This window comes from Pseudomonas putida NBRC 14164 (genome assembly GCF_000412675.1).
Classification (GTDB): Bacteria; Pseudomonadota; Gammaproteobacteria; order Pseudomonadales; family Pseudomonadaceae; genus Aquipseudomonas; species Aquipseudomonas putida.
Genome location: NC_021505.1, coordinates 5,153,011 through 5,171,817, shown reverse-complemented (window position 1 = coordinate 5,171,817; position 18,807 = coordinate 5,153,011). Strand labels below are relative to the sequence as shown.

The following is an 18,807-nucleotide window of genomic DNA, read 5'->3' as shown; positions in this document are numbered from 1 at the left end:
CCATGCCCAACCGCCGCTGTGGCCTGGGCCTGCTGATGGTGCTGGCCGGCTGCACCCAGGTCGGCCCGGATTTCGAAAAGCCCCAGGTGCCGTGGCTGGACGGCTGGAGCACGCCATTGCTGGAGCAGGCAGGGCGTAGCGCCGCAACACCCGACCTGCGCCAGTGGTGGGCGGTGTTTGCCGACCCGATGCTGGACGCGCTGATTGCCGAGGCCGACGCCAATAACACCAACCTGCGTGTGGCTGGCCTGCGCATTGCTGAAGCCCGCGCCCAGTTGGCCATCGTGCAGACCGGGCGTTATCCACAGCTGCAGCAGCTGGGTGCGCAGAGCCTGTACCTGAAGCAAAACCAGTCCGGCACGGCCACTGCGCGCGATTCGGTGTTCTGGCAATCCAGCGTCGGCTTCGACATCGGCTGGGAAATCGACTTCTGGGGCCGCTTCAGTCGCGCCATCGAAAGCGCCGATGCCGTTTACTTCGCCTCACAGGCCAACTATGCCGACGCCATGCTGCTGTTGCGTGCACAAGTGGCCGACACCTACTTTGCCCTGCGAACCGCCGAGGCGCGGCTGGCGATCGCGCAAGAGAACGGCAAGCGCCAGGCGCGTAGCCTGGAGATTACCGAACGGCTGTTCCGCCATGGCGAGAATGACGAACTCGACTGGCAGCAAGCGCGCACTCAATACCTGGCGACCCTGGCCACCATCCCCGAATTCGAGAACCAGCTCAACGCGCTGCGCAACGTGCTGTGTTCATTGCTGGGCCGCCCACCCGGGCCGCTGGCGCAGCTGGAGGCCGGCCATGGCCAGCTGCCTTTACCAGACCGCGCAGTGCTGCAGGGCGTACCTGCCAGCCTGTTGCAGCGCCGCCCGGATATCCGCGCGGCCGAGCAGGCGGTGGCGGCGCAGTCGGCGTTGGTCGGTGTGGCCGAGGCTGATCTTTATCCACAGCTGAGCTTGCTGGGCAGCATCGGCTGGACCTTTTTATCGGCCAGCCACCTGCCCAATACCTTCGACATCGCCGCCGGGCCCAGCCTGATCTGGAACCCGTTCGACTACGGCCGGCGCAAGAACGCGGTGCGGGTAGAGGATGCCCGCTTGCAGCAACTGATCGAGCTGTACCACCAGGGCGTGCGCGAAGCCGCCCGCGAGGCCGACGATGCTGCCAGTGGGCTGGTGCGCTCGCTACAGAGTGCAGCCATTCGCGACCAGGCCTCCCAGGCTGCGCAACGCTCGCTGAACCTGGCCAGCTCGCAGTACCGCGAAGGCTTCGCCGACTTCCAACGCGTGCTCGACGCCCAGCAACTGCTATTGCAGCAACAGGACGGCTACCTGATCAGCCGCGGTAATGCCGTCAGCAGCCTGGTGACCTTGTACAAGGCCTTGGGCGGTGGCTGGGACACCAGCCGCGCACCGATCGACCCAGCCACGCGTCAGCAGATGCAGCAACGTACCGACTGGGGCGACCTGCTCCACCCGCCAGCCCACACCGCACATGCAAAAGGTGAAAGCCAATGAGCGACGCCACACCCCCGCCAGCCCCTGATCGCGGCATGCGCTGGGTACTGCTGCTGATCGCCGTGAGCCTGCTCTGGTACCTGCTGGCCGACCGCTTCACGCCTTACACCCAGCAGGCGCGCCTGCAGGCCTACGTGGTGCCGGTGGCCGCCGAGGTGGCAGGGCAGATCAAGCGGGTGGCAGTAGGCAACAACCAGGACGTGCACCAGGGCGATGTGCTGTTCGAACTCGACCAGGAGCAGTACCGCATTGCCTTGGCCCGCGCCGAAGCAGACCTCGATACGGTGCGCCGGCAGATCGGCGCCAGTACCGCCGGCATCGATTCGGCCCAGGCGGCGCTGGTGGCAGCCCAGGCCAACGAGCGCAAGGCGCGGCAGGATGCCGAGCGGCTCAAGCGCCTGATCGATGAGGACCCAGGCACGGTATCGGTGCGCCGGCTGGAAGGCGCCCAGGCTACCCGCGACCAGGCCATCAGCCAGGTGGCGGCGGCCCGTGCCGAAGTGGAGCGCGCCCGTGAGCAGCAGGGCGGTGCGCAAGATGATAACGCCCAGTTGCGCAGTGCCGCAGCCAACGTGGAAAAGGCTCGCCTGGACCTTGCCCGTACTGTGGTGCGCGCCGACGCCAACGGGCTGATCACCGATTTGCGTACCGACGTTGGCCACTATGTCGGGGCTGGCAGCCCGATGATGACGCTGATCACAATCCATGACGTGTGGATAAGTGCCGACATGACCGAGAACAACCTAGGCCGCCTGCGCCCCGACACCCCGGTGCTGGTAGTGCTTGATGCATTGCCCGGTACCGTGTTGAAGGGGCGTATTCGCAGCATCGGCTACGGGGTGAGCGTGGGCCAGAGCACTCCGCCGGGCACATTGCCCACAGTGCAGAACAGCCGCGAGTGGCTGCGTTCGGCCCAGCGCTTTCCGGTGATTGTCGAGCTGGAGCGTGATCAGTTGCCGGACAAGCGCGGGCTGCGGGTAGGCGGGCAGGCAGAGGTCATGGCGCTGCCCAGCGAAGGTAACCCGCTGAACCTTCTGGGCCGGCTGTTCATGTGGTTGATGAGCTGGTTGTCCTATGCCTATTGAATTGCGTCGCCTGCGCGCCCTGCGCCTGGCCTGGGGTGTGGCGCTGTGCCTGGCGGTGAGTTTTGGCATTGGCTTGCCGGTGCCGATCCTGGCACCGGTGTTCGCCGTGCTGTTGCTGGCCATGCGCAGCCAGCCACTGCCCCTGCGAGCGGCGCCGGCCCTGGCGGTGCTGGTACTGCTCGCCTGTGGCAGCGGGCTGTTGCTGATTCCGCTGTTGCGCCACGCACCGCTGAGCGGGGTGTTGCTGGTGGGCGTAGGCGTTTTTCTCACCTTGCGCTACGCCCTTGAGGGCGGCAACGGCCTGCTGGCCAACTTGCTGGTGGTCGGCCTGACCATGATCGCCGCCGCCGGCACCAGCGACTTCACCTTGGCGCTGTCGGTGGTCGAAGCGCTGGCCAAAGGCATGCTGCTGGCAGTGCTGGGCACGGCGCTGGCGCATGTGCTGTTTCCCGAACCTGCGGGAGCACCGGCGCAACCTGTACCACCGCTGCCGGGCAGCGAGCATGTCAGCTGGGTGGCATTGCGCGCCACGCTGATCGTGATGCCTGCGTTTCTGCTGGCGCTGATTGCCCCGGACCAGTACATGCCGCTGATCATGAAGGCGGTAAGCCTGGGGCAGCAGGCCGAGGAAACCCGCGCACGGCATGCCAGCCGAGAGCTGATTGGTTCGACCTTGCTTGCCGGCCTGTTGGCGATACTGATGTGGGGCGCGTTGGGCCTGTTCGTGCACTTGTGGATGTTCTTCCTCTGGGTGCTGCTGTTCGTCCTGTGGCTGGCGCGGCGGCTGTATCAGGCCGTGCCCAACCGGCAGAGCCCGGCGTACTGGGTCAGTTGCCTGACGACCCTGCTGATCTTGCTGGGGCAGTCGGTGCAGGACAGTGCGGGTGGGCAGGATGTGTACAAGGCCTTTGCGGTGCGCATGGCCTTGTTTCTGGCGGTCTCGGTGTATGCCAGTGCCATGTTGATCTGGATTGACCGGCTTCGTGCTCGGCGTGCGCTGCTTCGCGGGTGAGTCCGCGAAGCAGCCAGCACAGAGAACCTAGGGCTGCCAATCAACCCCACTTTCTTCCAGATAGGCATCCACAGCGGCACCCACCGTGGGGTGAAAGGCCTTTTCCCCCATATGCTGAAACAACCCGAACCGCCGCATCTTGTCCTTCACCGGGTCTTTCATCTCGGCAAACTGCAATTCCACCCCTCGTGCCTCCAGTGCCCGGTCCAGCTCGGCCAGCATGTCTGCCGAGGTGATGTCGATACTGGTCACCGGTTCCGCAGCTATTAGCAGCCGCTGCACCGGCGTCGGCGACTCGTCTACAGCCGCCATCACTGTGCTCTGGAACTGCTCGGCATTGGCAAAGAACAGCGGCGCGTCCCAACGCAGCAACACCAGCCCCGGAATGCGTCGTGCCTGTGGATAACGCTGCACATCGTGGTACCCCCGGGTGCCGTCCACCCGGCCCAGCACTGCATGGTGTGGCCGCCAGCCGTCCCACAGGAACTCGATCACCGCTATTGCCACCGCAATGCAGATACCGGGAATGGCGCCAAACACCGCCACGCCGACGAAGCAGGTGAACGACAGCCAGAACTCCCACTGCTGCATGCGAAATATACGTTTGAGGTCGGCGAACTCGAACAGCCCCACTGCTGCGGCAATCACCACAGCCGCCAGGGCGCTGTTGGGCAGGTGCTGCATCAGGTTGGGCGCCACCAGCAGCAACAGGGTGACCGCCAGTGCACCGATAATGCCGGTGAGCTGGGTTTGCGAACCGGCAGCTTCGGCCACCGGTGTGCGCGACGCGCTGCTGCTGATGGGGATGCCCTGAAACAGCCCCGAGGCGAGGTTGGCTACGCCCAGGCCAAACATTTCCTGGTTCGGGTTGACCGGCATTTTCAGCCGTGCGGCATAGGAACGTGACAGCACACTGGTATCGGCGAACGACACCAGCGCCACCGCGATGCCGCCAAGCAGCACCTCCACCAAGTCGATATCGGTGACCCAGGGCAAGGCAAAGCTGGGCAGCCCTTGCGGCAACTTGCCGAGCACTTTCACGCCTTGCTGGTCTAGCCCCAGCAGGCTCACCGCCAGCGTGGCCAGTACCACGGCAATGAGGATGCCTGGCAGGCGATTGAATGGCTTGAGCAGCAGGATCAGCGCCAAACTGGCGCCACCGACCATGAAGCTTGGCCAATGCCCCTGCCCGGCGAGCAAGGCCTGAATCAGGTTCCAGATATCCCGCAGTGGGCCTTGGCTGTCCACGGACAAACCGAACAGTTTGGGCAGTTGGCTGATTAACACCGTCAGGGCGATGCCGTTCATGTAGCCATAGCGGATCGGCTTGGACAGCAGCTCGGTGATGAAGCCTAGGCGCAGCAGCCCGGCAATCACACAGAACGCCCCGGCGACCAGCGCCATCATGCTGGCGATGGCGATTGCCCGCTGCGGGTCGCTGGCAGCGTACTGCACCACCACCGCCAGGATCGGCGCGGCCAGTGCCGAGTCCGGGCCCAGCACAAGGATGCGGCTAGGGCCGAACAAGGCGTAGGCCAGCAACGGGATGATGGTGGCGTACAGGCCGTAGATACCGGGTACGCCGGACGCTTCGGCGTAGGCGATGCCCACGGGTACCAGCATGGTGGTCAGCACCAGGCCGGCGGCGATGTCCTTGGCTAGCCAGGCGCGTTGGTAGTGGAGCAGGGTGACCAGGCCGGGCAGCCAGCGTTGCCAGTGGAAGCGCGGTGGTTCGGGCATGGCGCGGGCTCTGGGGGAGGAGGGTGCTCTATCACAGCTTAGATGCTGACATCGGGGGCCGCTTTGCGGCCCATCGCTGACCAAGCAACACCCTGGCCCCGGCTTTTTCTCGGCCGGTGCTGCAAATGCATGGCCCTTACACACAAAACCCCCGTATCGCTTGGCGATTACGGGGGTTTTGAAGTCTTTCAAGTACCGTGGAATTCCACGGGATTCATCAGACGTTGAAGCGGAAGTGCATCACGTCGCCGTCCTTGACGATGTAGTCCTTGCCTTCCAGGCGCCATTTACCGGCTTCCTTGGCACCGCTTTCACCCTTGAACTGGATGAAGTCGTCATAGGCCACCACTTCAGCGCGGATGAAGCCTTTTTCGAAGTCGGTGTGGATAACCCCGGCCGCTTGCGGTGCGGTGGCACCGATGCGAACGGTCCAGGCACGTACTTCCTGCACGCCGGCAGTGAAGTAGGTCTGCAGGTTCAGCAGCTCGTAACCGGCGCGGATCACGCGGTTCAGGCCAGGCTCTTCCAGGCCCAGGGCCTCGAGGAACATGTCCTTCTCTTCGCCGTCGTCGAGCTCGGCGATTTCTGCTTCGATCTTGTTGCACACCGGTACAACCACAGCGCCTTCTTCCTCGGCAATGGCCTTGACCACGTCCAGGTGCGGGTTGTTGTCGAAGCCGTCTTCGGCGACGTTGGCGATGTACATCACCGGCTTGCTGGTCAGCAGGTGGAAGCCACGGATGACGGTTTTTTCGTCGTCAGCCATGTTCTTCATCAGGCTGCGCGCAGGCTTGCCTTCGGTGAAGTGCGGGATCAGCTTTTCCAGAATGGCTTTCTGCGCCAAGGCTTCCTTGTCGCCGCCTTTGGCGTTGCGGGTAACCTTCTGCAGTTGCTTCTCGCAGCTATCGAGGTCGGCGAAGATCAGTTCGAGGTCGATGATCTCGATGTCACGCTTGGGGTCGACGCTGTTGGAAACGTGAATCACGTTCTCGTCTTCGAAGCAGCGCACCACGTGGGCAATGGCGTCGGTCTCGCGGATGTTGGCGAGGAACTTGTTACCCAGGCCTTCGCCTTTCGAGGCACCGGCAACCAGGCCGGCGATGTCGACGAATTCCATGGTGGTCGGCAGGATGCGGTTTGGCTTGACGATCTCAGCCAGCGCAGCCAGACGAGCGTCGGGCATCGGCACGATGCCGCTGTTTGGCTCGATGGTGCAGAAAGGGAAGTTCTCCGCCGCGATGCCAGACTTGGTCAGTGCGTTGAACAGGGTGGACTTGCCGACGTTGGGCAGGCCGACGATGCCGCAATTGAAACCCATGGGTATTCCCCTCTCTAAAGGAATTCAGGCCTTCTGGCTGTGCAGTTCGCGCATCGCCTTGGCAAAGTCGCCGGCAAGCACGTCCGGCAGCACGCCGAGGGCAAAATCGATGCTGGCGTCGAGCTTCTCCTGCTCGGCGCGCGGCGCGCGGCCCAGGACGAAGTTGGAGACCAGTTTGGCGTCGCCCGGGTGGCCAATGCCAAGCCGCAGGCGGTGGAAGTCGTTCTGGTTGCCGAGCTGCGCGATGATGTCGCGCAGGCCGTTGTGCCCACCATGGCCGCCGCCGCGCTTGAGCTTGGCAACGCCCGGAGGCAGGTCGAGTTCGTCGTGTGCCACCAGGATTGCTTCCGGCTTGATGCGGAAGAAATTGGCCAAGGCCGCTACGGACTGGCCGCTGCGGTTCATGTAGGTGGTGGGGATCAACAAACGAACGTCGTTGCCCTGATGGCTGAATTTAGCCGTCAGGCCGAAATACTTTTTGTCAGCGGTGAGCGAAATACGCTGGGCGCTGGCAATGCGTTCAACGAAAAGAGCCCCTGCGTTATGCCGGGTCTGTTCGTATTCGGGGCCGGGGTTACCCAGGCCGACGATCAACTGGATGGCGGTCACGTCAGGGGCTCTTCCTTGGAGTTGGTGGGTCACAGTGCGCGCGGCACTGTAACCCGATCAACGCCGGCGTGCGAGTGGATTACTCGGCAGCGCCTTCTGCTTCTGGAGCAACGCGTGGAGCGTGAACGTTGGCAACAGCTTTGTCATCACCGTGGGCCAGAGCTACGAACTCTACGCCTTTCGGAGCTTTCAGGTCCGACAGGTGGATGATGGTGCCGACTTCGGCGTTGGCCAGGTCAACTTCGATGAACTCAGGCAGGTCTTTGGCTTCGCAGGAAACTTCGATCTCGGCAACAACGTGGGAGATCTCGCCGCCTTTTTTGACCGGTGCTTCTTCGTTGATGAAGTGCACTGGAACAACAGCGGTCAGTTTCTGGCCAGCAACAACGCGAACGAAGTCGGCGTGCATGATGAACTGCTTGGCTGGGTGGCGCTGCATGGCCTTGATGATGACGTTCTGCTTGACGCCGTCAACATTCAGCTCGATAACGTGGCTGAAAGCAGCTTCGTTTTCGAACAGCTTGGTGATTTCCTTGGCCACGATGGTCAGGGATTGAGCTTCTTTATCACCACCGTAGACAACGGCCGGGATGCTCAGCGCATGACGCAGGCGGCGGCTCGCACCTTTCCCCAGGTCAGTACGCGCTTGGGCGTTCAGAATAAAATCAGTCATTTTGTTTCTCCAAAATAGCCCCCCGAAGGCGTTTGCGACCAGCGCCAACGGGGATGGCAAAAAAGCCCCGCCCCAACACATGTTGGGGCGGGGCGCTTCACATCAACACGCGTTCCGCTTAGCGGAACATCGCGCTGATCGATTCTTCATTGCTGATGCGGCGGACCGCTTCAGCCACAACCGGTGCGATATCCAGCTGGCGGATACGGTCACAGGCTTGAGCAGCGGCGGACAGTGGAACGGTGTTGGTCACCACCAGCTCGTCCAGTACCGACTTCTCGATGTTCTCGATCGCGCGGCCCGACAGGACAGGGTGCGTGCAGTAGGCGTAAACCTTGGCAGCGCCGTGCTCTTTCAGGGCTTTGGCCGCGTGGCACAGGGTGCCGGCGGTGTCGACCATGTCGTCTACCAGGATGCAGGTGCGCCCTTCGACGTCGCCGATGATGTGCATAACCTCGGAGTGGTTAGCCTTCTCGCGGCGTTTGTCGATGATACCCAGGTCGACGCCCAGGGACTTGGCAACGGCACGTGCGCGCACGACACCACCAATGTCCGGGGAGACGATCATCAGGTTCTCGAAACGCTGGTCTTCGATGTCATCGACAAGTACGGGCGAGCCGTAGATGTTGTCGACGGGGATATCGAAGAAGCCTTGGATCTGGTCAGCGTGCAGGTCGACGGTGAGTACACGGTCGATACCTACGACAGTGAGCATGTCAGCGACAACTTTGGCGCTGATGGCTACACGTGCCGAACGCGGACGGCGGTCCTGGCGGGCATATCCGAAGTAAGGAATCACGGCGGTGATTCGGGATGCTGAGGAGCGGCGGAAGGCGTCGGCCATCACTACCAGTTCCATCAGGTTATCGTTGGTCGGGGCACAAGTCGGCTGAATAATGAAAACGTCTTTACCGCGAACATTTTCATTGATCTCAGTGCTGATCTCGCCGTCGGAGAATTTACCGACAGAGACGTCACCGAGAGGGATATGCAGCTGACGTACGACACGCCGAGCCAGATCGGGGTTAGCGTTCCCCGTAAAGACCATCATCTTGGACACGCGCAGTACCTGAAGGCTGAGGGTATACCTGGATGAGTATAAGGAAAATGGCAGGGGCGGCTGGATTCGAACCAACGCATGGCAGGATCAAAACCTGCTGCCTTACCGCTTGGCGACGCCCCTGTATCTGTTGCTGCGAACGCTTATGCGCTCGACTTCTTGACCAGACTTTGTAGCTTGCGATGCAACATCGAAATATTGCTTCCTTTCGCCACAAACCCTGTTTGGGTCGCTGAAAGAAGGGCCAGAACTTTATCAGCTTCGGCTTTGTTTGGGAAGGCCCCAAACACACAACTTCCAGTGCCGGTTAGTCGAGCCTCAGTGAATTTACCCAGTGAATTCAACGCATTGCGAACTTCTGGATAACTCTGCTCTACCACCGGTTGGCAGTCATTTCGACTGTTTCCCTCGGGAACGGGGCGCATATTAAGGGGGAGGGAATCACGTGTCAACTGCGGATGTGAAAAAATTTCTACTGTACTGACAGACACTTGCGGCACCAGCACGACATACCAGGGCTCGTGCGGGTCGACCGGGGTCAGTTGCTCGCCCACGCCCTGGGCGAACGCCGCATGGCCGCGTACGAATACCGGTACGTCGGCGCCCAGGCTCAGGCCCAATGCGGCCAGGCGGTCTTCGTCCCAGTCCAGTTGCCACAGGTGGGCGAGGGCCAGCAGGGTGGTAGCGGCGTCCGAACTGCCGCCGCCGATGCCGCCACCCATGGGCAGCACCTTGGTCAGCCAGATGTCGGCGCCCAGTGGGCTGCCGGACTGTTCCTGCAACTTGCGTGCGGCACGCACGATCAGGTTGCTGTCGTGCGGCACGGCCTCGATCTCGGTGTGCAGGCGGATCACGCCATCGTCACGAACGGCGAAACTCAGTTCGTCGCCATGGTCGAGAAACTGGAACACGGTTTCCAGCTCGTGATAACCATCCGCGCGACGGCCGATGATATGCAGCCACAGGTTGAGCTTGGCCGGGGCGGGCAGGGTGATTTTCTGCATGTGATCAGTGCCCCAGCTGGCGCGGCTGCCAGTCCTTGACCACAAGGGTCACGTCCAGGTCCTTGCCGTGCAGTTTCAGGCGCTCGGGCAACCAGTAGCCATTCTGCTCGGTGTAGCTCAGGTACTGTACCTGCCAGCCATCCTGCTCGAGGCTGGCCAGGCGGCTGTCGCCGTCCAGGGTCAGCTTGCTCTTGCTGTCGGGAGCGGGCAGGCCGCGGACCCACCAGACCAGGTGCGACACGGGCAACTGCCAGCCAAGCTGCTCTTCCAGCAGGGCTTCCGGGCTGGAGGCCTCGAAGCGGCCTTGGTTGGCCACTTCCAGCACCACGCCGCCGGGGCGGCCGGTCAGGCGTGCGGCACCACGGCCGAGCGGGCCAGCCAGGCGAATGTCGTAATAGTCCTGGCGCTGCAGCCAGAACAGCGTGCCGCTGCCGGAGTCGCGCGGGGCGCGGATCCCGACCTTGCCGTTGATCTGCCAGCCATCAAGGCTGCTCAGCTGCTCTTTATGGGCTCGCCACTGTTGTGGGTCGCCGTGACCTTGCAGGGCCTCGCGGCTACCAAAGCCGGCACAGCCGGCCAGCAGGGCGATCAGGGTGAAGGTGATGCAATGGCGCAAAAACATGGCGTTAAAGGGTCTCGGATCCGGTCAGGCGCAGGAGGGTCTTGCGCAGGATGGGGCTGTCGGCCTGGGCTTCGAAGCCCTTGGCCCATACCTGGCGGGCTTCGCGGCGCTTGCCGTTGGCCCACAGCACTTCGCCCAGGTGGGCGGCCACTTCGTGGTCGGGGAAGTTGGCAAAGGCTTGGCGCAGGTAGGTTTCAGCCTCGTCGAGGTTGCCCAGGCGGTAGTTGACCCAGCCCAGGCTGTCGAGCACCGCCGGGTCGTCCGGGGTCAACTGGTGGGCCTTGTCGATCAGCGCCTTGGCTTCGGCGTAGCGCGTGGTGCGGTCTGCCAGTGTGTAGCCCAGGGCGTTCAACGCCATGGCGTTTTCCGGTTCACGGGCGATGATGGCGCGCAGGTCTTTTTCCAGCTGCACCATGTCGTCGCGTTTTTCGGCCAGCATGGCGCGGGTGTACAGCAGGTTGAGGTCGTCGGGGTAGCGCTGGATGGCTTGTTGCAATACCTGGCTGGCCTGGGCGTCCTTGTTGTTGTTGCTGTAGCTTTCCGATTCGATCAGGAACAGCTGGATGGCATAGTCCGGCTGGGCTTCGCGGGCCTCGGCGAGCAGGCGCGAGGCCTCGGTGCCGCGGCCGTTGGCAATCAGGATGTCGGCCTGGCGCAGCTGCGCCGGCAGGTAGTCGGGGCCAGGGCCGACCAGGGCATATTCGCGCAGGGCGCCAGCGGGGTCGTGGCGTTCCTCGCGGATGCGGCCCAGGTTCAGGTGCGCGGCGTCGACGTTGCTGTCACGCTCGACCAGTTCCTGCAGGTAGCCTTCGGCTTCATCCCAGTCTTTGTTCTCCAGGCACACCAGGGCCAGGGAATAGCGCAGTTCGTCATCGTCCGGGTATTGCTGGACCAGGCTGAGGAACTCGCCCTTGGCATCAGCGATGCGGTCCTGCTCGACCAGGGTGCGGGCGTAGGTCAGGCGCAGGCGCTTGTCATCCGGGTTGTCGCGAATTGCACCGCGCAGCAGGGGCAGTGCCTCGGAGCCGCGGTCCAGGGCTTGCAACAGGCGGGCGCGCAGCAGGATCGGGGCAATTTCGCCGTTGTGCGCGGGGTGCGATTCGAGCAGCTCCAGCGCCTCTTCGGCCTTGCCGTCCTGGTTCAGCAGCAGGGCCTTGCCGAACACCAGCTGGCCGTTGTCCGGGTATTTCACCAGCAGGCGCTCGAAGCTTTGCAGCAGGCCGTCGCGGGTGCTCTGGTCGGTTTCGGCGGCGGACAGGGCGAGGAAGTCGAAGTGGGTGTCGCCCTGGCCCTGCAGTACCTTTTCCATGTAGGCCATGGAGTCGTCATAGCGGCCGGCGCGGGCCAGCTGGATGGCGGCGGCGCGCTGGGCGTCGAGGTTCTGCGGGTCGTTGCGGGCCCAGACCAGTGCGTTATCCAGTGACGGCTCGTCGGCGCCGAGGTATTCGGCGATGCGGTAGGCGCGCTCGGAAACCGCGGGGTCCTGGGTTTTTGCTGCCTGGTCGGTGTAGTTGGCCAGGGCAATGTCGAAGCGGTTGCGCTGGCCGGCCAGCTCCGCGACCAGCAGGCTATACAGCGTGTCCTGCTTGAACGAGCCATACACCACGGGCTTTTCCGCCTCGCCCTTGCCGGCTTCGGCGACGGGAGGCTCGGCCTTTTGCGGGGCCAGGCTCTGGCAGCCCTGGAGCAGGGCGAAGGCAAGCAGCAATGCGTATGGTTTGTTCATAGAAAGGCTTATAGGAGGACTCACCGGCGGTCGGAGCATGATGACACAAGCGCGGGGGCAAAACCCACCTGCGAAGGTATGAAGCATATGCTTAGCACATGCAGACCGCGCAGCGCGCGCAGGGTTCGCCCCAGGCTTGCCACAATGCCCAGGGCTCCGGCTCCGGCTCCGGCTCCGGCTCTTGCTCTTGCTCTTGCTTCTAAGCGCGCGATAGCTCAGGCGACGCAGATTGCGACTTCAGGAGGCCGAGCGCAGGGCTTGCGGAGGGAGGTGACGGGCATGGATGCCCGTCAAGCGCTGGGCCCCAGGATGGGGCCTGCAGCGCGGTCCTCCCGGGAGCAAGCCCGGAGCGAGGGGACCCCGGAGCGCAGCGCAGGGGCCGGATGATGGGAGCGGACGGCTTTGGTTACTTTGGCCAAGACCAAAGTAACCCGCCGGAAGGGCGGAAAGGTGACTTGCGCCACCTGCGCGAACGAATGTCTACACTGTGTTAAGGCCCACATCGCACGAAGCGAAAAGCGGATATGACTGTTTTGGTGCAGCGAACAGTCCGTTTGCGATGCCGACGCTGACTCACCTTTTCGCCCTTACGGCGAGTCACTTTTTGCCAAACGCGGCAAAAAGTAACCAAAAAACGCTGCGCTCCGATCATCCGGCCCCTGCGCTACGCTCCGGGGTTCCCTCACTCCGGCCTCGCTCCCGGGAGGACCGCGCTGCAGGCCCCATCCTGGGGCCCAGCGCTTGACGGGCATCCATGCCCGTCACCTCCCTTCGCAAGGCCTGCGTTCGGCCTCCTGAAGTCGCGAAGATCAAAAGCCAGATCAAAAGCCAGATCAAAGGCCAGATCAAAGGCAGATCAAAGCCAGATCAAAAGCGGGAGTGAAAGCTGAAATCAACGCTTATGCTGACCCGCGAGCGGCGATAGCCGCAGCGCTATCAGCGCAATAGCGAACGGTGGTTGTTCTAAAACCTGCGAAAGAGGACAATTATCGGCTTCCCGTCACAACCAGCGACCTTGCATGGCCTTTCTTGCACTTGGTATCAACCATAAGACTGCCTCGGTAGACGTACGCGAGCGCGTGGCGTTTACCCCAGAGCAGCTGGTAGACGCCCTGCAGCAGCTCTGCCGACTGACTTCCAGCCGCGAGGCGGCGATCCTGTCGACCTGCAACCGCAGCGAGCTCTATATAGAGCAGGACCACCTGTCCGCCGACGCCGTGCTGCAATGGCTGGCCGATTATCACCGCCTCAGCCTGGACGAGCTGCGCGCCAGCGCCTACGTGCATGAAGAGCACGATGCGGTAAAGCACATGATGCGCGTGGCTTCCGGCCTGGACTCATTGGTGCTCGGCGAGCCGCAGATCCTCGGCCAGATGAAGTCCGCCTACGCCGTGGCGCGCGAGGCCGGCACCGTCGGCCCGCTGCTCGGGCGCCTGTTCCAGGCCACCTTCAGCGCTGCCAAGCAGGTGCGTACCGACACCGCCATCGGTGAAAACCCGGTATCGGTGGCGTTTGCCGCGGTCAGCCTGGCCAAGCAGATCTTCAGCGACCTGGGCCGTAGCCAGGCCTTGTTGATCGGTGCCGGCGAAACCATCACCCTGGTCGCCCGCCACCTGCATGAGCAAGGCGTGCGGCGTATCGTCGTGGCCAACCGCACCCTGGAGCGGGCCAGTATCCTGGCCGAGCAGTTCGGCGCGCACGCCGTATTGCTGGCCGACATCCCCCAGGAACTGGCCAACAGCGACATCGTCATCAGCTCCACCGCCAGCCAACTGCCAATCCTGGGCAAGGGCGCGGTCGAGAGTGCGCTGAAACAGCGCCGGCACAAGCCGATCTTCATGGTCGACATTGCCGTACCGCGTGACATCGAACCTGAAGTCGGCGAGCTGGACGACGTCTACCTGTACACTGTCGATGACTTGCACGACGTGGTGGCGGAAAACCTCAAGAGCCGCCAGGGCGCCGCCCAGGCTGCCGAAGAGCTGGTGTCGGTGGGCGCCGAAGATTTCATGGTGCGCTTGCGCGAACTGGCTGCGGTGGATGTGCTCAAGGCCTATCGCCAGCAAAGCGAGCGCCTGCGCGACGAAGAACTGCAAAAGGCCCAGCGCCTGCTGGCCAACGGCGGCAACCCCGAGGACGTACTGGCCCAACTGGCCCGGGGGCTGACCAACAAACTTCTGCATGCGCCCAGCGTGCAGTTGAAAAAGCTCTCGGCCGAGGGCCGCCTTGATGCGCTGGCCATGGCCCAGGAACTCTTTGCCCTCAACGAGGGCTCCACGGACAAATCCCCGCAATGAAAGCGTCGCTGCTGAACAAACTGGATATCCTCCAGGACCGCTTCGAAGAGCTCACCGCACTGCTCGGTGATGCCGAGGTCATTTCCGACCAGACGCGCTTTCGCGCGTATTCCCGTGAATACGCCGAGGTCGAGCCGGTCTACGCTGCTTATAAAGAGTGGTGCAAAGTCCAGGGCGACCTTGAAGGTGCCCAGGCGCTGCTCAAGGACAGCGACCCGGACCTGCGCGAAATGGCCGTGGAAGAAGTGCGTGAAGCCAAAGAGCAGCTGCTGACGCTGGAGGCGAAGCTGCAACGCATGCTGCTGCCCAAAGACCCCAACGACGGCCGCAACGTGTTCCTCGAAATCCGCGCTGGCACCGGTGGCGACGAGGCGGCGATCTTCTCCGGCGACCTGTTCCGCATGTATTCACGCTACGCCGAAAAACGCGGCTGGCGCCTGGAGATCCTGTCCGAGAACGAAGGCGAGCACGGCGGCTACAAGGAAATCATCGCCCGTGTCGAGGGTGAGAACGTCTACGGCAAGCTGAAGTTCGAGTCTGGCGCGCACCGCGTCCAGCGCGTGCCCGAAACCGAATCCCAAGGCCGCGTGCACACCTCCGCGTGCACGGTGGCGGTGCTGCCCGAGCCGGACGAACAAGCAGCCATCGAAATCAACCCGGCCGACCTGCGCGTGGACACCTACCGTGCATCTGGCGCGGGTGGCCAGCACGTGAACAAGACCGACTCGGCGATCCGTATCACCCACTTGCCCACCGGCATCGTGGTCGAATGCCAGGAAGAGCGTTCGCAGCACAAGAACCGGGCCCGTGCCATGTCCTGGCTGTCGGCCAAGCTCAACGACATGCAGACCAGCGCAGCACAGAATGCCATTGCCAGCGAGCGCAAGCTGCTGGTGGGCTCCGGTGACCGTTCCGAGCGCATCCGCACCTACAATTATCCACAGGGCCGGGTGACCGATCACCGTATCAACCTGACCTTGTACTCGCTGGACGACATCCTCAGCGGTGGCGTGGACGCAGTGATCGAACCGCTGCTGGCCGAATACCAGGCCGATCAACTGGCTGCCCTGGGGGACTGATGACCATCATCGCCAGCTTGCTGCGCAACGCGCAGCTGCCCGAATCGCCCACCGAGCGGCTGGATGCCGAATTGCTGTTGGCTGCTGCCATCGGCAAATCGCGCAGCTACCTGCACACCTGGCCCGAGCGAATTGTCAGCAGCGAAGATGCCCAGAGATACGCCGATTACCTGCAGCGCCGCCGCGGCGGCGAGCCGGTCGCCTACATCCTCGGGCAGCAGGGCTTCTGGAAGATCGACCTGGAAGTGGCGCCGCATACCCTGATCCCGCGGCCGGATACCGAACTGTTGGTCGAGACGGCCCTCGAACTGCAACCTGCCTCGCCAGCCAAGGTCCTCGACCTGGGCACCGGTACCGGTGCAATTGCCTTGGCCCTGGCCAGCGATCGCCCGGCCTGGCAGGTAACTGCGGTTGACCGGGTGGAGGAGGCCGCTGCCCTGGCCGAGCGCAACCGCCAGCGCCTGGGCCTGGGCAACGCCCAGGTGCGGGTAAGCCACTGGTTCGACAGCCTGGCCGGCGAGCGTTTCGACTTGATTGTCAGCAACCCGCCCTACATCGCCGCCGCCGATCCGCACCTGGTGGCCGGTGACGTGCGCTTCGAGCCCAGCAGTGCGCTGGTGGCCGGCGCCGATGGCCTGGACGACCTGCGCGTGATTGCGGCCCAGGCCCCTGCGCACCTGTTGCCGGGTGGCTGGTTGCTGCTCGAGCATGGTTACGACCAGGCAGCTTCAGTACGCGCCTTGCTGGCTGAGCAAGGTTTTATCGAGGTTGCCAGCCGCACGGACCTGGGCGGCCATGAACGCATTACCCTGGGGCGCCTGCCATGCTGAGTGATGAGGAACTGTTGCGTTACAGCCGGCAGGTATTGCTGGCCCAGATCGACATCGACGGCCAGTTGCGGCTCAAGCAGAGCAAGGCCCTGATCATCGGGCTCGGCGGCCTGGGCTCGCCGGTTGCGCTGTACCTGGCTGCCGCCGGGGTCGGTGAGCTGCACCTGGCCGACTTCGACACCGTCGACCTGACCAACCTGCAACGCCAGGTGATTCACGACAGTGCCAGCGTCGGCATGAGCAAGGTCGATTCGGCCTTGCAGCGCTTGCAGGCGATCAACCCGGAGATCGGCCTGGTCGCCCATCGCCAGGCCCTGGATGAAGACTCGCTCGCTGCTGCTGTGGCGGCGGTCGACCTGGTGCTGGATTGCTCCGACAATTTCGCTACCCGTGAAGCGGTCAACGCTGCCTGTGTGGCTGCTTGCAAACCGCTGGTAAGCGGCGCGGCGATCCGCCTGGAAGGGCAGCTGTCGGTGTTCGACCCTCGGCGCGACTACAGCCCCTGCTACCACTGTCTGTATGGGCATGGCAGTGAAGACGAGCTGACCTGCAGCGAAGCGGGCGTTATCGGGCCGCTGGTGGGCCTGGTGGGCAGCCTGCAGGCGCTGGAGGCGATGAAGCTGCTGGCCGGGTTCGGCGAGCCTCTGGTTGGCCGCCTGCTGCTGATCGATGCCCTCGGCACCCGCATTCGCGAGTTGCGGGTCAAGCGTGACCCGGCCTGTACTGTTTGCGGCAAGCGCGATGGCTGAGCGCTCGGCGCCGGTCGGCGTGATGGACTCGGGGGTCGGCGGTTTGTCGGTGCTCGCCGAGATCCAGCGCCTGCTGCCCAACGAGACGCTGTTGTACGTGGCCGACTGTGGCCATGTGCCTTATGGCGAGAAGTCGCCCGACTACATCCGTGAGCGCTGCCGGCGTATTGCCGCGTTCTTCCAGGCACAAGGCGCCAAGGCCATGGTACTGGCGTGCAACACCGCCACGGTAGCGGCGGTGGCTGACTTGCGCGAGTTGTACCCGACCTGGCCGCTGGTGGGCATGGAACCCGCCGTGAAGCCTGCGGCGGCGGCTACCCGCTCGGGCGTGGTCGGTGTGCTGGCCACTACCGGCACCCTGCAGAGCGCCAAATTCGCCGCTTTGCTCGACCGCTTTGCCAACGACGTGCAGGTCATCACCCAGCCTTGCCCGGGGCTGGTCGAGCTGATTGAAACCGGCGACCTGACCAGCCTGGCACTGCGACAGATGCTGTTTGGCTATGTGCAGCCGCTGCTGGCCGCCGGCTGCGATACGCTGATCCTCGGTTGCACCCATTACCCCTTCCTGCGCCCGTTGCTGGCCGACCTGGTGCCGGCGGACGTGGCTATCATCGACACCGGCGCCGCTGTGGCGCGCCAACTGCAGCGGCTGCTGGGTGCCAACGATCTGTTGGCCGAAGGCCCGGCCGGCGATGCCCGCTTCTGGACCAGCGCTGATCCAGAAAATCTCAGAAAAATCCTACCTGTGCTGTGGCGTAAGTCCGACGATGTGCAAAGCTTTGCGTTGTGAAAAAAACGTGAAAGACAGCTGAACTATCGTTCCACTTCTGCTTTCTACCGCTTTGCCTGAGATGAGGCGGACACTAATAACAGCATCAGGAAGAAGGATGTTTCTTATGAGGAAACTGCTTGGCTTGGCGGCGGCTGCTGCCTTTACCTTGGGGCAAGCGATGTCGGCACAGGCTGCCGACGTTTCGTTTTCGGTAGGGCAGACCGGTGACTCGACCATGGTCTACCGATTAGGGCTGCAATCGAACTGGGATGCGAGCTGGTGGCAGACCAGCGTTGGTCGACTGACTGGCTACTGGGATGGGGCCTACACCTATTGGGATGGTGACGAGACGGCGAGCAACCACAGCCTGTCGTTTGCGCCAGTCTTCGTCTATGAGTTTGCCGGGGAGTCGGTGAAGCCCTACATCGAGGCAGGGATTGGTGTGGCGGCGTTTTCCAGCACCGAACTGGAAAGCAACGAGCTAGGCTCGTCGTTCCAGTTCGAGGACCGCATCGGCTTTGGTTTGCGCTTTGCCGGCGGGCATGAGATCGGAGTGCGGGCGATCCATTACTCCAATGCGGGTATCAAAGAGCCCAACGATGGGGTGGAAAGCTACAGCCTCCATTACCGCATGGCGCTCTGAGTTCACCTGCGCCGGCGTCTTCGCGGGGGTTCTACGCTTCGATAAACCTGCTCCCTCAGGGATACCGCAGC

General features: G+C 63.3%; 17 protein-coding genes and 1 tRNA gene. 9 read left to right on the top strand and 9 right to left on the bottom strand.

Annotated elements, in window-relative coordinates:
* Nucleotides 1-2: 2 nt before the first annotated feature.
* The 3 genes from PP4_RS22950 to PP4_RS22940 are packed head-to-tail and all read left to right on the top strand — an operon-like array spanning nucleotide 3 to nucleotide 3,614.
* On the top strand, nucleotides 3-1,517 hold the full coding sequence (locus PP4_RS22950; RefSeq protein ID WP_016501516.1) for an efflux transporter outer membrane subunit: 1,515 nt from the start codon (nucleotides 3-5) through the stop codon (nucleotides 1,515-1,517).
* Entirely contained in the window at nucleotides 1,514-2,602 is a 1,089-nt protein-coding gene (locus PP4_RS22945) for an HlyD family secretion protein (RefSeq protein WP_016501515.1), read from the top strand. Before PP4_RS22950 ends, PP4_RS22945 begins: the two co-directional genes overlap by 4 nt.
* Nucleotides 2,592-3,614: a DUF2955 domain-containing protein gene (locus PP4_RS22940; RefSeq protein ID WP_016501514.1), complete on the top strand. Its 1,023-nt coding sequence runs from the start codon at nucleotides 2,592-2,594 to the stop codon at nucleotides 3,612-3,614. Before PP4_RS22945 ends, PP4_RS22940 begins: the two co-directional genes overlap by 11 nt.
* Before the next feature lie 27 nt (nucleotides 3,615-3,641).
* Here PP4_RS22940 and PP4_RS22935 read toward each other — a convergent pair whose 3' ends face one another.
* The 9 genes from PP4_RS22935 to PP4_RS22895 form a co-directional block, all read right to left on the bottom strand.
* On the bottom strand, nucleotides 3,642-5,354 hold the full coding sequence (locus PP4_RS22935) for a SulP family inorganic anion transporter (RefSeq protein WP_016501513.1): 1,713 nt from the start codon (nucleotides 5,352-5,354) through the stop codon (nucleotides 3,642-3,644).
* Between the two features lie 217 nt (nucleotides 5,355-5,571).
* Nucleotides 5,572-6,672 (bottom strand): redox-regulated ATPase YchF, encoded by a 1,101-nt coding sequence (ychF, locus tag PP4_RS22930; protein ID WP_016501512.1) that lies wholly within the window; start codon nucleotides 6,670-6,672, stop codon nucleotides 5,572-5,574.
* 24 nt (nucleotides 6,673-6,696) lie between these two features.
* Nucleotides 6,697-7,281, bottom strand: a complete 585-nt coding sequence (gene pth / locus PP4_RS22925; protein ID WP_016501511.1) for an aminoacyl-tRNA hydrolase — start codon at nucleotides 7,279-7,281, stop codon at nucleotides 6,697-6,699.
* A gap of 79 nt (nucleotides 7,282-7,360) precedes the next feature.
* On the bottom strand, nucleotides 7,361-7,954 hold the full coding sequence (locus PP4_RS22920; RefSeq protein ID WP_041167868.1) for a 50S ribosomal protein L25/general stress protein Ctc: 594 nt from the start codon (nucleotides 7,952-7,954) through the stop codon (nucleotides 7,361-7,363).
* Between the two features lie 118 nt (nucleotides 7,955-8,072).
* A complete protein-coding gene (locus tag PP4_RS22915) occupies nucleotides 8,073-9,014 on the bottom strand; it encodes a ribose-phosphate pyrophosphokinase (RefSeq protein ID WP_003247410.1) in 942 nt (313 codons plus the stop codon).
* Between the two features lie 48 nt (nucleotides 9,015-9,062).
* Nucleotides 9,063-9,137, bottom strand: a tRNA-Gln gene (locus PP4_RS22910).
* Between the two features lie 20 nt (nucleotides 9,138-9,157).
* Complete coding sequence (gene ispE, locus PP4_RS22905; protein WP_016501509.1) at nucleotides 9,158-10,018, bottom strand: 4-(cytidine 5'-diphospho)-2-C-methyl-D-erythritol kinase; 861 nt, start codon at nucleotides 10,016-10,018, stop codon at nucleotides 9,158-9,160.
* Nucleotides 10,019-10,022: 4 nt separating this feature from the next.
* A complete protein-coding gene (gene lolB, locus PP4_RS22900) occupies nucleotides 10,023-10,640 on the bottom strand; it encodes a lipoprotein insertase outer membrane protein LolB (RefSeq protein ID WP_016501508.1) in 618 nt (205 codons plus the stop codon).
* A 4-nt stretch (nucleotides 10,641-10,644) separates the two neighbouring features.
* Complete coding sequence (locus PP4_RS22895) at nucleotides 10,645-12,366, bottom strand: tetratricopeptide repeat protein (RefSeq protein ID WP_016501507.1); 1,722 nt, start codon at nucleotides 12,364-12,366, stop codon at nucleotides 10,645-10,647.
* 1,019 nt (nucleotides 12,367-13,385) lie between these two features.
* Here PP4_RS22895 and hemA point away from each other — a divergent pair.
* The 6 genes from hemA to PP4_RS22865 all read left to right on the top strand — a co-directional run bounded on the left by hemA (nucleotide 13,386) and on the right by PP4_RS22865 (nucleotide 18,736).
* On the top strand, nucleotides 13,386-14,663 hold the full coding sequence (hemA, locus tag PP4_RS22890; RefSeq protein WP_016501506.1) for a glutamyl-tRNA reductase: 1,278 nt from the start codon (nucleotides 13,386-13,388) through the stop codon (nucleotides 14,661-14,663).
* Nucleotides 14,660-15,742, top strand: a complete 1,083-nt coding sequence (gene prfA / locus PP4_RS22885; protein WP_016501505.1) for a peptide chain release factor 1 — start codon at nucleotides 14,660-14,662, stop codon at nucleotides 15,740-15,742. The genes hemA and prfA overlap by 4 nt, the downstream gene beginning before the upstream one ends.
* Entirely contained in the window at nucleotides 15,742-16,572 is an 831-nt protein-coding gene (gene prmC, locus PP4_RS22880; protein WP_016501504.1) for a peptide chain release factor N(5)-glutamine methyltransferase, read from the top strand. Before prfA ends, prmC begins: the two co-directional genes overlap by 1 nt.
* A complete protein-coding gene (locus PP4_RS22875) occupies nucleotides 16,566-17,321 on the top strand; it encodes a molybdopterin-synthase adenylyltransferase MoeB (RefSeq protein ID WP_016501503.1) in 756 nt (251 codons plus the stop codon). Before prmC ends, PP4_RS22875 begins: the two co-directional genes overlap by 7 nt.
* On the top strand, nucleotides 17,314-18,111 hold the full coding sequence (gene murI / locus PP4_RS22870; protein WP_016501502.1) for a glutamate racemase: 798 nt from the start codon (nucleotides 17,314-17,316) through the stop codon (nucleotides 18,109-18,111). The genes PP4_RS22875 and murI overlap by 8 nt, the downstream gene beginning before the upstream one ends.
* A gap of 106 nt (nucleotides 18,112-18,217) precedes the next feature.
* Nucleotides 18,218-18,736: an acyloxyacyl hydrolase gene (locus PP4_RS22865; protein WP_016501501.1), complete on the top strand. Its 519-nt coding sequence runs from the start codon at nucleotides 18,218-18,220 to the stop codon at nucleotides 18,734-18,736.
* The last annotated feature ends 71 nt before the right edge of the window (nucleotides 18,737-18,807 follow it).

Excerpts from the sequence above, each read along its gene's own strand:
- prmC (WP_016501504.1), top strand. The coding sequence starts at position 15,742 with ATGACCATCATCGCCAGCTTGCTGCGCAACGCGCAGCTGCCCGAATCG.
- PP4_RS22940 (WP_016501514.1), top strand. The coding sequence starts at position 2,592 with ATGCCTATTGAATTGCGTCGCCTGCGCGCCCTGCGCCTGGCCTGGGGT.
- PP4_RS22945 (WP_016501515.1), top strand. The coding sequence starts at position 1,514 with ATGAGCGACGCCACACCCCCGCCAGCCCCTGATCGCGGCATGCGCTGG.
- lolB (WP_016501508.1), bottom strand. The coding sequence starts at position 10,640 with ATGTTTTTGCGCCATTGCATCACCTTCACCCTGATCGCCCTGCTGGCC.
- hemA (WP_016501506.1), top strand. The coding sequence starts at position 13,386 with ATGGCCTTTCTTGCACTTGGTATCAACCATAAGACTGCCTCGGTAGAC.
- PP4_RS22895 (WP_016501507.1), bottom strand. The coding sequence starts at position 12,366 with ATGAACAAACCATACGCATTGCTGCTTGCCTTCGCCCTGCTCCAGGGC.
- PP4_RS22935 (WP_016501513.1), bottom strand. The coding sequence starts at position 5,354 with ATGCCCGAACCACCGCGCTTCCACTGGCAACGCTGGCTGCCCGGCCTG.
- ispE (WP_016501509.1), bottom strand. The coding sequence starts at position 10,018 with ATGCAGAAAATCACCCTGCCCGCCCCGGCCAAGCTCAACCTGTGGCTG.
- PP4_RS22865 (WP_016501501.1), top strand. The coding sequence starts at position 18,218 with ATGAGGAAACTGCTTGGCTTGGCGGCGGCTGCTGCCTTTACCTTGGGG.
- murI (WP_016501502.1), top strand. The coding sequence starts at position 17,314 with ATGGCTGAGCGCTCGGCGCCGGTCGGCGTGATGGACTCGGGGGTCGGC.
- prfA (WP_016501505.1), top strand. The coding sequence starts at position 14,660 with ATGAAAGCGTCGCTGCTGAACAAACTGGATATCCTCCAGGACCGCTTC.
- PP4_RS22950 (WP_016501516.1), top strand. The coding sequence starts at position 3 with ATGCCCAACCGCCGCTGTGGCCTGGGCCTGCTGATGGTGCTGGCCGGC.
- PP4_RS22875 (WP_016501503.1), top strand. The coding sequence starts at position 16,566 with ATGCTGAGTGATGAGGAACTGTTGCGTTACAGCCGGCAGGTATTGCTG.
- ychF (WP_016501512.1), bottom strand. The coding sequence starts at position 6,672 with ATGGGTTTCAATTGCGGCATCGTCGGCCTGCCCAACGTCGGCAAGTCC.
- PP4_RS22920 (WP_041167868.1), bottom strand. The coding sequence starts at position 7,954 with ATGACTGATTTTATTCTGAACGCCCAAGCGCGTACTGACCTGGGGAAA.